Annotated in this window: 10 protein-coding genes; 1 reads left to right on the plus strand and 9 read right to left on the minus strand. The window is 75.3% G+C overall.

Going from position 1 to position 13,483, the window contains the following annotated elements:
• Positions 1–85 precede the first annotated feature (85 nt).
• Together ACZ55U_RS21550 and ACZ55U_RS21555 are read right to left on the minus strand one after the other, a co-directional pair.
• Positions 86–844: an agmatine deiminase family protein gene (locus tag ACZ55U_RS21550; protein WP_465527864.1), complete on the minus strand. Its 759-nt coding sequence runs from the start codon at positions 842–844 to the stop codon at positions 86–88.
• A gap of 192 nt (positions 845–1,036) precedes the next feature.
• Positions 1,037–2,311 carry an amidohydrolase gene (locus tag ACZ55U_RS21555; RefSeq protein ID WP_465527866.1) on the minus strand — a complete coding sequence of 425 codons (1,275 nt, stop codon included), beginning with the start codon at positions 2,309–2,311 and terminating at the stop codon, positions 1,037–1,039.
• Between the two features lie 189 nt (positions 2,312–2,500).
• Here ACZ55U_RS21555 and ACZ55U_RS21560 point away from each other — a divergent pair, with 189 nt between their 5' ends.
• Complete coding sequence (locus tag ACZ55U_RS21560) at positions 2,501–2,674, plus strand: thiazolylpeptide-type bacteriocin (protein ID WP_035858840.1); 174 nt, start codon at positions 2,501–2,503, stop codon at positions 2,672–2,674.
• Positions 2,675–2,780: 106 nt separating this feature from the next.
• Here ACZ55U_RS21560 and ACZ55U_RS21565 read toward each other — a convergent pair whose 3' ends face one another.
• The 7 genes from ACZ55U_RS21565 to ACZ55U_RS21595 all read right to left on the minus strand — a co-directional run bounded on the left by ACZ55U_RS21565 (position 2,781) and on the right by ACZ55U_RS21595 (position 13,452).
• On the minus strand, positions 2,781–4,772 hold the full coding sequence (locus ACZ55U_RS21565) for a TOMM precursor leader peptide-binding protein (RefSeq protein ID WP_465527868.1): 1,992 nt from the start codon (positions 4,770–4,772) through the stop codon (positions 2,781–2,783).
• A 94-nt stretch (positions 4,773–4,866) separates the two neighbouring features.
• Positions 4,867–5,616 carry an ABC transporter permease gene (locus ACZ55U_RS21570; RefSeq protein ID WP_465527870.1) on the minus strand — a complete coding sequence of 250 codons (750 nt, stop codon included), beginning with the start codon at positions 5,614–5,616 and terminating at the stop codon, positions 4,867–4,869.
• Positions 5,613–6,536, minus strand: coding sequence for an ABC transporter ATP-binding protein (locus ACZ55U_RS21575; RefSeq protein ID WP_465527872.1), 924 nt, complete (start codon positions 6,534–6,536; stop codon positions 5,613–5,615). The genes ACZ55U_RS21570 and ACZ55U_RS21575 overlap by 4 nt, the downstream gene beginning before the upstream one ends.
• Before the next feature lie 58 nt (positions 6,537–6,594).
• On the minus strand, positions 6,595–7,806 hold the full coding sequence (locus ACZ55U_RS21580; protein ID WP_465527874.1) for a peptidase M50: 1,212 nt from the start codon (positions 7,804–7,806) through the stop codon (positions 6,595–6,597).
• Complete coding sequence (locus ACZ55U_RS21585) at positions 7,803–8,870, minus strand: lantibiotic dehydratase C-terminal domain-containing protein (protein WP_465527876.1); 1,068 nt, start codon at positions 8,868–8,870, stop codon at positions 7,803–7,805. The genes ACZ55U_RS21580 and ACZ55U_RS21585 overlap by 4 nt, the downstream gene beginning before the upstream one ends.
• Positions 8,863–11,763, minus strand: a complete 2,901-nt coding sequence (locus tag ACZ55U_RS21590) for a lantibiotic dehydratase (protein WP_465527878.1) — start codon at positions 11,761–11,763, stop codon at positions 8,863–8,865. Before ACZ55U_RS21590 ends, ACZ55U_RS21585 begins: the two co-directional genes overlap by 8 nt.
• Positions 11,764–11,778: 15 nt before the next feature.
• Positions 11,779–13,452, minus strand: a complete 1,674-nt coding sequence (locus tag ACZ55U_RS21595) for a nitroreductase family protein (protein ID WP_465527880.1) — start codon at positions 13,450–13,452, stop codon at positions 11,779–11,781.
• Positions 13,453–13,483: the final 31 nt, after the last annotated feature.

Genomic DNA, 13,483 nt, shown 5'->3' on the forward strand with positions numbered 1-13,483 from the left:
GGGTGAACGTCCTGTGGGCTCTGATCCGTGACGGACGGTGCTACCAAGGCGACCTCCCAGTCACATCAGCGGCTTGACAACAGCATTAGGAGGTGATGTCCTGCCCGGCGACGCCCCGGAACCAGATCACCTTCTCGACGCCGAGCAGGTCCCTGAGGCCCGCCTCGATCCGGTCGCGGGACTTGCCGGGGTTGCGGTTGCCGTTGACCCAGGAGCTCTCGGTGGCCAGCAGCGTGCCCTGGCCGTCCACCTCGATGCCGCCGCCCTCGCCGGTGATCGGTGCCTGGAGGCGGGTGAGGCGGTAGTGGTCCAGGAGGCGTCCGGCGACCAGGCTGTCATCGGCGTGGATCTGCTTGTCACCCCAGCCGTTGAAGTTGAGGTCGACCCCGGCGATCCCCTGCGGGCCGGTGACGAAGGTCGGGCCGGTGTCCCGGATCCACAGGTCGTCGACGTCCAGTTCGAGCACCTCGACCGAGGAGCCGCAGGCCTGCCGCGCCTGGCCCGCCTGCTCCGGGCGGGCCAGTAGGACGACCGGTTCGTAGCCGGCGATCGCCCGGGCCAGCCCCGCGATGTCCTGCCGGACACCGGGCAGCCGGTCGCCCCAGACCTGCTCCCGCGCCGGCCACGCCATGAAGGTGCGGGCGTGCGGCGCGGACTCGGCCGGCATCGTCCACCCGCCCGCCGCCGGGCTCGCGGTCGCGGCCGTACCCGAGGCCGTGCCGCTCGGCCCGGGGCGCTCCTCCCCTCCGCCGCCGTCGGAGGAGCAGCCGCCGGCCAGCGCCAGAGCGGTCAGCGCCGCCCCGGACCGCAGGAGCGAACGGCGGGACGGCCGGGAGTGCGCCATGGAGCCTCGTTCCGGTCGGTGTCGGGTCGGGCTCCGCAGGCTACTGACCGGAAAGTCAGAATCCGGCTCGGCGCGCACCAGCCGTTCGAGCGAATCCCCGCCCGGGTGCCGGGGCGTCCGCCCGTCCCGGGCGCGCCGGTTCGGGGCGTCGGGGCCGGCCACCCCGAGGAGCGCACCGGACCCGCCCGTCGGCTAGGGGCGGGCGAGGCAGGCGGTGGCCGCCGTGGACAGGGCGGCGATGCCGGTCCGGAGGGTCGTGCCGACCTGGGGGCGGAACTCGGGCGAGTGGTTGGCGGGCAGGACGGCCAGCTTCTGGGCCGCGCCGCTGCCGGGGGCCGCCGCCCACTGGTCGGGGCCGACCACGCCGAGCATCCAGTACGCCGTGCGGATGCCGGACACCCCGTGCAGTTCCACGCCCTCGGCGCCGAACAGCGGGAAGTCCTCGGTGGCCAGGGCCGGCGGCCAGTCGGCGACGCGCTCGGCGCCGAACGAGTGGCGGTGCGCCGCCCGCAGCCGCTCGGAGAGCGCGGGGTCGGGGGTGTTGACGCCCGACCGGGAGACCTCCTCGACCTCGGGTTCGCGCGGACAGCCGGAGGCCTCCGCCTCGCCCCTGACGATCCGCCGCACGGCCGACACGGCCCGCTCCAGGGACCGGTCGGAGAAGCCCCGCACGGTCACCTGGAGGGTGGCCCGGTCCGGGATCACGTTGCCCTGGCCACCGGCCTCCAGGGATCCGACGGTGACCACCAGCTGCTCGGCCGGGGAGGTCTCCTGGGCGACGACCGACTGGAGCCGCAGCACGACCGCGGCGGCGGCCACCACCGGGTCGACCGCCAGGTGGGGCGCTCCGGCGTGCCCCCCGCGACCGTGGATCACCACCCGCAGGGAGCGGCTGCCGGCCGTCACCGGGCCCCGGCCGTGGGCGACCATCCCGGCCGGCAGCGGCGCCGTGTGCTGGGCGAGGACCACCGAGGGCGGCTCGAAGCGCCGGTAGAGCCCGTCCGCCAGCATCGCCCGGGCCCCGGAGAGGGTCTCCTCGGCCGGCTGGCCGACCACCAGGACGGTGCCGCGCCAGCTCGTCCGGGCCTCGGCCAGGGCGGCAGCGGCCCCGGCGGCGCAGGCCATGTGGACGTCGTGTCCGCAGGCGTGCATCAGCGGGACCGTCCGCCCGTCGGCCGTGCGGCCGGTGGCGGTGCTGGCGTAGGGCAGGCCGGTGCGCTCGGCCACCGGGAGCGCGTCCAGCTCCGCGCGGAGCATCACCACCGGTCCGGCGCCGTTGCGCAGCACGGCGGCCACGCCGTGGCCGCCGATGCCCCTGGTCACCCGGTAGCCGGACTCGGCCAGCCGGTCGGCGAAGCGGGCCGCGGTCCGCTCCTCCGCGCCCGAGGGCTCCGGGTGGCGGTGCAGGTCGAGGTAGAGCTCGGCGGCCCGGGCGAACTCGGCGGCGGTGGGGGTGAAGGGGGTCATCGGTCGGGGCTCCTCGGGCTTCGGCGTCGGGTCGTCAGTGAGTTGTCAGCGCGGTGCGTCCGGTGCCGCCAGCGGCACTCGGTAGAACTGACGTATGAGCAGCGGGTGTTCGTGCGAGCGTCGCCCGCCCCGTCCCCCGTCGGTCCGGCCGCCGTGCCGGATCGCTCCCCTCACCGAAAGGAGAAGGCCATGGCCGACACTTCGCTCGCCTCGCTCGCCGAGGAGATCCTGAACCTGGAGTCGGAGACCTTCGAGATCAGCGACTACTCGGACACCAGCGAGGTCATGCTGGGCTCGTCCACCAGCTGTTCGAGCACCAGCACCTGTTCCAGCACCACCAGCACCACCAGCTGCACCGCCTGATCCAGCGGGCGGCGCAGTGGCGGCCCTCCGTCCCCACCGGGACGGGGGGCCGCCTGCCGTTCCCGCCGGGACGGGGGGCCGCCCGCCGTTCCCGTGGCCGGCCCGGCTACGGGAACGGGTGTGGTACCAGGCGCAGTTCGTCCTCGGTCAGGTCGGTGGTCCGCAGGCCGCCGCGCCGCAGCGCGGTGCGCAGCCGGGGCAGTCCCAGGGCGCGCTGGCGCGTCCATCCGAAGTCGATCGGCAGCAGGCCGGGCACCAGGGTGCAGACGGTGCGCAGGCCCAGGCGCCGTTGCTCCGGCGAGGTCTGGTCGACCACGATCACGTCGAATCCGGCGCCGGTCAACTCGTCGCGGCAGAACAGCAGGTCGTCGAGCAGGTCCGAACCGCGCGGGCACCGCTCGGCCCAGTCGGCGTAGAGCTCGGCGGCGGGGCGGGCGGGTGCGGACGGCTCCAGGTAGCTGCCGGCGTGCCGGGCCATCCGCGGCAGGCCGAAGAGGGCCGCGTGGTCGGGAAGGCGCCGCACCAGGTCGAAGTCATCCGCCATCGCGGCGAGTTCGGCCGGGCGCTCGCGCACCTGGCCGGGCAGGTGCGGGATGTAGGTGAGGATCTCGGAGACGGCGGACTCCACGGTGTCCTCCGGGTCGAAGCCCGCGGCCGCCGCGAAGGCCAGCGTGCCGGGGCCGCCGTCGCGGCGCACCGCGAGCGCGGTGACCACCGGGACGGCCAGGTCCACCCGGTTGTCGAAGGCGTGCACGTCGTAGCCGAGCAGGGCGGCCCGGTCCAGCATCGCCCGCAGGGCGGGGCCGGTGCCGGTGGCGAGGTCGATCTCGGGCAGCGCCGCGTTGCCGTACCAGCCGAGCAGGAAGGCGTCCCGCTCGATCAGTTCGAGCAGTCCGAAGAGGATCGCCTCCTCCAGGCAGCTGCCGATGGCGCAGCCGTTGGAGCACTCGAAGACGAAGTTGTCGGCCGCCACTCCGGCGCTGTAGTAGCAGAGCCGGGCGGGGACCAGGACCGGTGCCTCGTCCCGCAGCGACCAGCCCTGGACCCAGGGGATCGGCCGGTCGGGGTCGAAGGGGTCGAGCATCGGGTCCTCGCGGTAGGTCCGGGGCTCGTACAGCCCGCAGGTGCGCGGGTCGAGCGCGGCGGCGCCCAGGTTGGCGTACGAGTCCGTCAGCAACGGCCCGGCGGTCCGGCGGTGGGTGCCGGCGTAGCGCTCCAGTCCCTCCAGGAAGGCCAGGGCCCGGCTGGCCCGGAAGGAGTTGGCCTGGCCGCTCCAGGTGACGTCGTTGAGTCCGGCGTAGCCGCGCATGAAGACGCTGCCGGCCACCGGCGCGGTGGTCGGTGAGACGACGTCGGACCAGGTGCCCGCGCCGAGCACCCCGCAGACCGGGTTGGCGAGCGCCGCCTCGGGCAGCGGGTAGGAGTCCGCCGGGCGCAGCCGGCGGCTGCCGGGGTCCGGTCTGGGCCGGGGGACGAGCGGCAGCACCGGCTCCTCGCCCGGTTCTCCCGGGTGCCCCGACTTCCCCGGCCTGCCCGGCTCTCCCCGGCCGGTCGGCTCCCCCGGCCGGTCGGCGCGCGCGGCGGCGCAGGACGGGCAGAGCGGCTCGGCGAGCAGCGGCACGGTCTGCACCCGCAGGGTCTCCAGGTCGAGCCGGGAGACCTGGGGCAGCGCGGCGGACCGCCCGCCCGCCCCGGTGGCGAGCCGGTGCAGCGCCCAGACCGCGTCGACGGCGTGGTCGGGCAGCGGCGGCAGGCCGGGGCCGGCCAGGGTGCTCGCCAGGCCGGTCTCCAGGGCCTCGCGTTCGGTGCGGCTGCGCAGCCGCTGCCAGCGCATGGCCAGACAGGTGCCGCAGGCCCGCGGGGCGTCCTGGTCGCCACCCCAGGGGCCGACCAGGACGGCCTGCGCGGTGAGGTGGACGGTGGCCTCGGCCCGTCGGCGCGCGGCCTCGGCGGGCTCGGGGCGCAGCAGGTCGCCGCCGCCGAGCACGGCCACCTGGGGTGGGGGCGCCGCGCAGCCGGCGGCCCGTTCGGCGAGGCGGCGCTCCAGCCGCTCCCTGGCCGCCTCGAAGGAGGCCGCGGCGGTGGCGGGGGTGGTCATCTGGTGCCTCCGAGGAGACCCCGGCCCTGCGGCCGGGGAGGGGTCGGACTGCCCGCGCGGCGGGTCAGGGGGACGGTGGTTCGGGCAGGGGCCGTCAGTGGCGGTTGCTCCAGCGGAAGGTCTTCGCGGCGAGCAGCGCGAAGGCCAGGGCGAAGCCGGCCAGCGCGGCGCAGTCCAGGAGCGGGACGGCGACCCCGCCGCGTCCGCCGACGGCGTCGGTGACCCCTTCGTCGAAGTAGCGCAGCGGCAGGGCGCGGGCGAGTCCCTGCAGCCAGCCGGGCATCAGGTCGATCGGGTAGAACGCGCCGGAGAGGAAGGCCATCGGGACCATCACGCAGTTGGCGACGGCGGCCACCGCCTCGGGGGTGTTGGCCAGGGTGCCGACCACCAGGCCGAGGGCGGCGAAGGCGGTGATCCCGAACACCAGCACCGGCAGGGCGAGCGGCCAGGACCCGGCCAGGCGCAGCCCGAAGGCGGCCAGGGCGACGGCGGTGAACAGCACGGCCTGGACCAGGCCGGTGCCGAGCGCCACCGCGTAGCGGGCGCCGAGCACGGTGGGCAGCGGGGTGGGGGTGCGCCAGATGAGCCTCAGCAGGTCGTCGCGGCGCCAGTGCATCAGGGTGAAGGCGACGCCGAACAGGGCGGCGTTGCCGATGCCCCAGGAGAGCACGCCGGGGGCGATGTAGTTGATGTACGACAGGCCGCCCTCGACGGACTGGCCCCGGAAGATCATCCCGAAGACGACCAGGAAGACCAGCGGGAACGCGAAGGTGAAGATCACCGAGGTGCGGTCGCGGACGTAGGCGAGGTAGCTGGCCCTGGTGACGGCGGTGTAGGCGTTCACGATCGGTGCTCCGTTGCGGTCAGTTCCAGGTAGGCGTCTTCGAGGGTCGCCGTGCGGGTGGTGATCTCCTCCAGGTCGACCAGGGCGCCGAGGGCGACCAGCACCTGGTTGGCGGACCGGGTGGAGATCACCACCTCGGCGCCCTCGACGGTCACCTGGTCGACGCCGGCCAGGCGCCGGGCGTCCTCGACGTCGATCCGGTAGGCCGGGACCAGCAGCCGGGTGGGGGCGGCGAGCGACTTGATCAGGTGGCGGGGGCTGTCCACGGCGAGCACGGAGCCCCGCGCGATGATCGCCACCCGGTCGCACAGCGCCTCGGCCTCGTCCAGGTGGTGGGTGGTGTAGACGATGGTCCGGCCGTCCCCCTTCAGGGCCCGCAGGACCTCCCAGAGCGAGCGCCGGGCCGCCGGGTCGAGGGCGGCGGTGGGCTCGTCCAGGAAGATCAGCTCCGGCTCGTGGATGAGCGCGGTGGCCAGGGCCAGGCGCTGGCGCTGTCCGCCGGAGAGCTGGTCCACCCGGCGGGCGGCCTGCTCCCCGAGGTCCACCAGGTCCAGGGCGCGTACGGCGGCGGCCTCGTCCAGGCGGTAGAGGGCGGCGACGGTCCGCAGGTGCTCCAGCGCGGTCAGCCGGGTGAAGAACGCCGAGCTCTGGGTCTGGATGCCGAGGCGCCGCAGCAGGGCGGTGTTCCTGGGCCAGGGGCTCTCGCCCAGCACGCTGACGGTGCCGGCGTCCGGGGTCCGCAGGCCCTCCACGATCTCGACCAGGGTGGTCTTGCCCGCGCCGTTGGGGCCGAGGATGCCGAAGAACTCGCCTCTGCCCACCGTCAGTGACACCCCGTCGAGTGCCTGGACGGTGCCGTACCGCTTGCGCACGCCGGTCAGCGCCACCGCCGCGTCCGGACGGCTGTCACCTGTGCTCATCAGTGCTCTCTCTCCTTGCCGACATCTCGTCCCCCGCTCACCCGCTCCTGTACCCCCGCTAGCCCGCCCGCCGAGCGCGGTGGGCCCGCAGCGCCCGGCCGCCCGCCCACAGCACCAGGGCCGCCAGCACCGCCAGAACCGGCAGGTACCCGGCGAGGGTGCCGAACTCCGTTGCCAGCAGCAGGCCGAGGGCGGCGATCAGCCCGGCGGCCGCCACCGCGCAGCCGAGCGCGTAGCCGCCGTAGACCCACCGCAGCCGCGCCGGGTAGCCGTGCAGCGCCGTGGCGTCGCGGCGCAGCGCGGCCCGGGCCAGGAGGACGGCGAACCGGCGGCTCTCGGTGGCCAGTTGGAGGCAGTCCAGGGCGTACCCCAGGGCCTTGTAGCCGTCGAGCGGGGGCAGCGGGAGCAGGTTGCCGAGCGCGACCGCGGTGCCGAGCAGCAGCAGTCCGCCCAGGAAGGGGCGGGCCTGGGCGTCCGGGGGCAGCAGCAGCCAGGCGGGGTAGAACGGCAGCAGGAAGAGCAGGTTCATGACGGCCCCGGCCATGGCGGTGGCGATCTGCTCGCGGCGGCGGGCGAAGAACCGCACGTCCTCCACCTCGCAGTACAGGTAGGTCATCGGCAGCACCCAGCGCAGACCGATCTCGCCGACCCGTCCGCCGAAGGCCCGCCCGACCAGCCCGTGGGCCAGTTCGTGCAGGGCGAGGCTCACCCACAGCAGGCTGCCGACCGCCAGCAGGGCGACGGGGTTCGCGCTGAGCCGTGCGGTCTCGTCGACGAGGGTGGCGAGGTTGACGGCGACGCCGGTGAGCAGTGCCGCCACCAGGGCCAGCAGCGGGATCAGGAACCGCCGCCGGCGGGCGAAGGCGGTGGCCAGGTGCAGCCGTTCCAGCAGCGCGGGCGCGTCGGCGACCATCCGGACCCGGCCGGCCAGCACGGTCGACCGGGCGGGCTCCCGGCCCGGCCGGGGCGCCGGGGCCGGGGCGCCGTCGAGCAGTCCGCGGCTGTACAGCAGGCCCAGCATCTGCTGCCACTGTGGCTCGCCGAGCCGGGCCCGGAACCGCAGGGCGTACTGCTCGCCGATCTCCGCCAGCGACCGGGTGCCGTCCAGCCTGGCGATGATGAAGTGCTCCTTCGCCCCGATCTCCAACTGGCGTCCGCCGGAAGGGTCCCGGACCAGGTGGACCTCGGCGGCGCCGCGCCGCAGCGGGCGCCCGAAGCGCAGCTCCGGGCGGATCTTCGGCTGGAGGTCGAGGAGCCGGCGCCCGTTCACGGCGTCACCGTGGGCTGCGGCTCGCGCAGGGCGCGGGCCAGGACGTAGGAGAGGAAGGCCTCGTCGCGGACCGTGACCGAGAGCCGGTTGTTGGTCATGTGCGCGTACGGGAAGAGCAGCATCGGCAGGGCCTGCGCCGGGTCGGTGACGGTCAGGTCGCGCTCGCCGTCCCAGGAGCGGAAGACCAGCTCACCGCGGCGGGCCAGGTCGCCCGCCCGATCGCGCAGCTCCAGGCAGTGCTCGGCCCAGCCGCGCAGCCGGCTCGGCAGCCGTTCGGGCGCCCCTTCCACGATCGCCGCGCGGATCGCCCGGAACCTGGTGGGCAGGGTGTCGCCCATGCCGGCGTAGGCGCGGTCGTAGCCCTGCCGGGCGGTGAAGTTGGTGCCCTCGAACGCGCCGTTCCAGAAGGCGTGGTAGCGGTCGAGGAAGGACAGCAGGCCCTCCTCGTCGGGCAGGAAGCAGGCGGACATGGTCATCATCAACTGGGCGGCGAGGCCCAGCACCACCGTGCGCAGGTGCAGGTTCATGGTCCGGGTGGCCTCGATGACCAGGTCGCTGGAGTGCTGGAAGTGCCACTCGGCGAGGTCGATCCCGGCGGGGCCGCCGTACTTGCCGTACTCGCGCTCGTACGGCTCTCGGCTGAAGGTGTTGTTCTCGCGCAGCCTCATCCGGCCGTCCGGGCCGAGCAGGCGCTCGCGCTCCTCCTCGCGGAACTCCAGCTCGAACATGGTGTTGTAGAGCTCGGCGAAGAAGCTGTCCTTCACCTGGTAGAGGGCCGGGCGGCGGCGCAGGAAGTCCGCCACGGCCTCCTCGGCCCGCTGCCGCACCTGTTCGGCGGCCCGCGCGGAGGAGGGCCGCAGCCGCAGCCGCAGGTGCGGGCCCTCCAGCCAGTAGTTGATGAAGAAGTACCCGGCGAGCAGGCCCTCCTCGGTCAGCTCCGCGACCAGCGGCCGGACGCACTGGAGCAGCAGCGGGCGCGGGCTGGCGGCGTAGAAGACGTGCAGCGCGAGCCAGTCGCCCGGGGCCGCCCCGGGGGTGCGCGGGGGCGTCGGGCGGTCAGTCATCGGTCGGTTCTCCTTGCCGCGGCTCGGGCGCGGTGGCGTCCGCGCGGGGCACGATCTCCAGGGCCAGTTCGGCGACGTGGTGGCCCTGGGCGGAGCGCACGTGCAGGGCGTCCTCGCCCGGCAGCATCTCCTCCAGCACCAGCCGCGCGGGCCGGCCGGCCAGCAGCCCGTCCAGCGCCGTCAGCGACAGCGGGGCGGCGAAGTCCACGTACTGCGGCTTGGCGGCGCCGAGGGGGGCGCCGGGGCCCTCGGGGTGCACCCGGGCGAAGACCCGGGTGGGCAGGGCGTGCCGGCGCCGCCAGCGCTGCCACTCCAGGAACCGCTCCGACTCTGGTGCGCCCGGCGGGAGTTGGGGCAGGGCGGCGGCCGTGGCACTCCAGCTGCGCCGGTGCAGTACGAGGCTGCCGTAGCGGACCCGGGGGCGGCGGGTGACGCCGCCGTCCTCCGGTCCGGTCGGCACGCCGCGCCACAGCTCGGGGGTCACCCGCGAGGTCGGCGAGAAGAGCAGCAGGCTGCGCGGGATCTCGGGCAGCACCATCGGGACGAGGTAGCCGAGGTAGACCGGGATCACCTCGGCGCCCAGCCGGCGCGAGCGCAGCACCAGCCGGTCGGCGCCCGGGTCGTGCTCGACGTACAGGTCGTCCAGGTGGATCCGCGCCGCCTCGGGTGCGGCACTGGTCTCGCCCGGGCAGACCAGCTCGTAATCGGTCAGCCTGGCGTGCAGGTTCAGGTTGGTGGTGGCCGATCCGGCGGTGACCTCGGCGAGGACCGCTCCCTCGGGCCGCACCGCGCGCAGGGTGGTGCGCAGCGCGGCGGGCAGGCCGCCGCCGTCGGCGTCCTCGAAGCAGTGGGTGAAGCGGGTGAAGGGGAAGCAGAGGCCGCCGTAGGAGTGGTTGAGCACCACCAGCGGATCGCCGGCCCGCCGGGCCAGCTGGACGAAGTGGCTGTGCGGCGCGAAGTCACCCGCGACCGGGCCGAGTTCGGCGGCGACGGCGGCGAGGTCGGCGGGGGTGAGCGTCAGCTCCTCCGCGCCGTCCGGCAGCTCCTCCCACGACGCGCGCATCCTCCGGGCGATTTCGGCGCGGGCGCGGTCGAGGGCGGTGAGCTCGGGGAGGCCGAGCCAGTTCTCCTCCGGCGGGTAGCCGCCGTGTTCGGCCTCGGCCGGCTTGGCGGCGGTGAACTGGAGGTACTGGTTGAAGATGTCCTCGTGGAAGTCGTGCACCAGCTGCAACAGGTCGTCGCTGCGCCCGCCGTGCCCGTGGCGGGCGAGGAAGAAGCCCTTGAGGGTGAGCCGTTGGGCCAGGCCCAGGTCGAAGACCGGGAGGATGCGGGTGAGGTCCGCCAGCGGCCGGGCCGCCAGCTCGGTCCACAGGCGCGCGTCGGCCTCCACCTCCCCCGCGGAGACGTCCTCGTAGAGCAGGGTCTGCGGTACCGCCGCCTGCGGATCGCCCAAGTCGGCCTGGATGGCGGCCAGTTCGGCACGGATCTCGGCCAGCAGGGTCCGCCGGGTCGCGACGTCGCCCGCCGGGTAGCGGTCGAGCGCGGCGATCGGCGCGGCGAGCCGGTCGGCGACCTCCTCCGCCCAGGGGCGGTCGAGCGAGCGCAGGGCCTGCTGGAAGGAGCGCAGCGGGTCGGCGGTGTGCACGTCGGTGGCGAGCAGGGGCAGCTGGATGATGCCGACCTCCAGCAGGGCGGCGAGGTAGCGCTCCGCGTCGCCGACACCGTCGGTGGTTCCGGCGCCGAGTTCGGTCGCGAGTTCGCCGTAGCGGATCCGCGGCCGCTGCCGGAAGAGGTCCAGCAGGCGTTCCAGGACTCCGCTGAGGCGCAGGAAGAACAGCCGGTCCCGGGCGGCGTCGAAGCTGACCGGGGCGCTGCCGTCGCCCGCGGTGACGGAGCGCCGCACGTAGCGGACCCGGTCCTCGGTCAGCTCCACGCCGGAGGCGGGGGCCACCGGCAGGTCGCTCCTGCGCTCCGGGTCGGCGGCGATGAGTTCGGCCAGCCGGGCGAGGACCACGACGTTCAGCCTGGGGTGGCTGCCGCGACCGGCACCCAGCGGCACCTCGGCGCGGTCCGGCCCGGAGGCGGGGGCACCGGCCGTGAAGGTACCGGCGGTGACGGTGCCGGCGGTGGCGGTGCCGGCCATGGAGGTGCCGGCCATGGAGGTGCCGGAGGTGTGGGTGCCGGCCGTGAAGGTACCGGCGGCCACCGGTGTGAAGGTGCTGAACGGGCTGGTCTTGCAGGCCGTCCGGTACAGGTACGACAGCAGCGACCGCTCCATCTTGCGGGTGCGCTTGTCCGGGGCCGCGCTCGGCGCGCCGAGGCCGCCGAGGCGCCCCTCCAGGGACGGCGAGGCGAGCAGCAGGCCGAGCCTCAGCTCGTCCAGGTCCGCGAGGCGGCGCAACTCGCCCCGGGTACGCACGAGTTCCCGGTCGAAGGCGGCGGCCCCGGTGTCCCGCAGGTGCGACAGGCGGCCGCGTGCCGTCAGCCACCGGGCGAGCAACTCGCCGCTCTCGGCGTCCAGTCGGCCGACCTCGGCGAGGACCTCGTCGAGGGCGTCGGCGGGCCGGTCGGGCAGCCGGTTGTTGAACACCCCCCGGCGCAGCTCCAGCAGCCGGCGGCGCCGGCCGGCGTCGGGGGCGGCCTTGACGAGCGCCGAGAGCGGTTCGCTGAGCCGGGCGCCCAGGTCGGCGAGCCGTTCCTCCTCGGCCACCAGTTCCTCGGCCCAGTCGAAGGCCTCGGCCGACCGCAGGCCGTGCACCGCCTCGACGGGCAGCCCGCCGAAGCGCAGCATGAAGCGGGGGCCGAGCCCCAGGGGCCGGGCGCCGAGCGGGCCCCGCCGCCCGGCGGCGGCTGCACCGCCCTCCGGGGTCACCGGGGATTGCGTGGTGGTCAACGTTCCTCCGGCCGGTCAGGCGATCGCGTGGTCGAAGTCGGCCGGGCTGCGGTGCTCCTGCCCGACCATCATGATCAGCAGGGGCAGCTCCTCGCCGTCCGCGAGGCCCAGGTGCTCGGTGTAGGAGACGGAGTCGAAGCCGAGGGCCACCCCGCAGGCGAGCCCCGCCGCCGGGGCGACCGTGTAGAGGGCCTGCGAGCTCGCGCCCACCGCGGCGTTCACCAGCCGCAGTCCCCGGTCCCCGACGGCGTCCAGCACGGCCGGGGTGGGCGCGGTGACCACGATCACGGCCCCGGCCTGCTCCAGGTTGTAGTTGTCCAGGAAGTAGTTCCGTTGCAGGAACCACCCCTGCGGGCCCGTCTTCACCGGCCGTAGCGAGCGGTCGGCCGGCTCGTACGCGTAGGCTCCGGCGGGCACGCCCGCGACGTGGTTGACGAACACGTGGAGCCGGGTCAGCGACGCCGTGCCGGGGCCTTCCGCGCACCCCGCCAGCCGGCCCGCCGCCGCGGCCGCGGCGAGCGCGGTGGACAGCTGCCCGGCCGTCATCGGCGGCTGCCCGGTGAACCGTCCGAAGCTGCTGCGCCGGGCCCGCAGCGCCTCCCGGACGCCCAGGCCGGTGTCCTGCGGCGCGGGCAGCACGACCGGTTCGCCGACCGGGCGCTCCGGCTCGGCCGCCGCCCGGAGCCTGGTCCAGGCCTCCTCCAGCGTCGCGTCCAGGACCCCGGGCGCCGGGCGGTCGGCGGCGCCGTCGAGGGTCGCCTCGTGGATGCGCCGGACGGTGTCGAAGGTGATGACCTTGCGGGAGCGCTCCTGGTCGACCGCCCGGATCCGGGGCCCGGTGGGCGCGGGCGGCAGGGCGGCCCCGGTCGGCGCCGTGGCTCCGGTGGCCCCGGGCGGCGCGGGCGGCGCGGGCTGCCGGGCGGCGGCCGTCGGCCGGGCCCAGCGCAGCGGGACGACGGCGAACACGCCCTCCTGCTCCGGCCGCAGTCCGAGCAGCCGGCCGAGCCGCTCCTCGTCGAACCAGAGCGCGGCGCCGAGGTGCAGGCCCCGCGCCCCGGCCCAGATCCGCCACGTCTCCAGCAGCGCGCCGACGTCCATGGTGACCACGTGGTAGGCGAAGCTGTTGTACTTGAAGGCGTTCTGCCAGAACTTGACCGTCAGCAGCAGGAATTGGTCGCAGTCCTCGGCGAGGCCGCCCAGTGCCGCCCGCACCTCGGCAGTCACGTCGCCGGTCAGCAGCCGCCGCATCGCGTGGTGCGGCGTGGCGTAGTGGTGGACGCCCGGGGTCAGCGGGCCGCTCGCGCCGCCGGCCCAGTGGATGCCGATCGGGTAGAGGCCGCCGCCCGACGCGGTGCCCCGCGAGAAGTTGGCGTGCGGGTAGCGCGGCAGCGTGCCCAGGTCCGAGTTGGCCTGCACGGCGAGCCGCCGGCCGGTCAGCCCGTAGGAGTCCCGGAGCATTCCGCCGAGCAGCGGCAGGGTGAAGCCGTCCTCGCCGCGCGGGCCGAACAGGCCGCGCCGGACTTCCGCCTCCGGATCGGGCGGGCAGTCGGGCAGCGGGAAGTGCGGCGCGGCGGGGAAGTACTTGTCCTTCCTCGGCCGATCGGCCCAGTCGGGCACGAAGTCGGCGGGCTCCATCGGGATCCGGCCCCGCCACAGCACCGCGGACGCGTACTCGCGCGCGTAGCCCATGATCGTTCCTCTCTCGTGCGCCCGGTCCGTC

This window comes from Kitasatospora sp. NPDC034533 (assembly GCF_055575155.1).

Coding starts and splice junctions, on each gene's coding strand:
- ACZ55U_RS21585 (WP_465527876.1), bottom strand. CDS start 8,870: ATGACTGACCGCCCGACGCCCCCGCGCACCCCCGGGGCGGCCCCGGGC.
- ACZ55U_RS21575 (WP_465527872.1), bottom strand. CDS start 6,536: ATGAGCACAGGTGACAGCCGTCCGGACGCGGCGGTGGCGCTGACCGGC.
- ACZ55U_RS21595 (WP_465527880.1), bottom strand. CDS start 13,452: ATGGGCTACGCGCGCGAGTACGCGTCCGCGGTGCTGTGGCGGGGCCGG.
- ACZ55U_RS21555 (WP_465527866.1), bottom strand. CDS start 2,311: ATGACCCCCTTCACCCCCACCGCCGCCGAGTTCGCCCGGGCCGCCGAG.
- ACZ55U_RS21560 (WP_035858840.1), top strand. CDS start 2,501: ATGGCCGACACTTCGCTCGCCTCGCTCGCCGAGGAGATCCTGAACCTG.
- ACZ55U_RS21550 (WP_465527864.1), bottom strand. CDS start 844: ATGGCGCACTCCCGGCCGTCCCGCCGTTCGCTCCTGCGGTCCGGGGCG.
- ACZ55U_RS21565 (WP_465527868.1), bottom strand. CDS start 4,772: ATGACCACCCCCGCCACCGCCGCGGCCTCCTTCGAGGCGGCCAGGGAG.